Source organism: Haladaptatus sp. R4, assembly GCF_001625445.1.
Classification (GTDB): Archaea; Halobacteriota; Halobacteria; order Halobacteriales; family Haladaptataceae; genus Haladaptatus.
In genome coordinates this window covers 1-708 of the sequence record NZ_LWHG01000020.1, presented here as the reverse complement: position 1 = coordinate 708, position 708 = coordinate 1, and the positions used below count along the sequence as shown (strand labels likewise).

The 708-nt window shown below is 65.4% G+C and carries 1 pseudogene; it reads left to right on the top strand.

Going from position 1 to position 708, the window contains the following annotated elements:
• Nucleotides 1–617 (top strand): annotated as a pseudogene (locus tag A4G99_RS09425) (FGGY family carbohydrate kinase); the annotation flags it as partial.
• Nucleotides 618–708: the final 91 nt, after the last annotated feature.

Below are 708 nucleotides of genomic sequence, written 5' to 3'. Positions count from 1 at the left end.
AACCCGTGCAGTACGCGCTCGAAGGCTCCATCTTCGTCACCGGCGCGGCCATCGAATGGCTCGTGGACGTGGGATTCATCGACGACGCGGCCGAAACGGAATCCATCGCCCGAAGCGTCGATTCGACCGACGGCGTATACATGGTTCCCGCGTTCACGGGACTCGGTGCGCCTCACTGGAACCAGCGCGCCCGCGGGACGCTCGTCGGTATGACGCGCGGAACTCGTCGGGAGCACATCGTCAGGGCGACGCTCGAATCCATCGCCTATCAGACCCGCGACGTCGCCGAAGCGATGGAAGGCGATAGCGGCATCGAGGTCGAATCGCTGCGTGGACGGCGGCGCGGTGAAGAACAACTTCCTCTGTCAGCTACAGGCCGACATCCTCGGTGCCGATATCGTCCGACCGGTCGTGGACGAGACGACGGCGCTCGGGTCGGCCTACGCCGCCGGCTGGCCGTCGGCTACTGGGACTCGACGGACGACCTTCGCACAAACTGGCAGGTGGACCGCGAGTTCGAACCGGACATGACGGAAGCGGAGGCGGACGAGAAGTACGGTCGCTGGGAGGACGCGGTCGAACGTTCCCTTGGCTGGGCAAGCGAGGGGGGTGCCTGAGATGTCGGAAACGGCCGACGAATCCGGAGCAGCAACGCAGGGCCCCCAGGAGTACTGGCGTGCGAAGTACATCAACGAACTCGTCGGCACG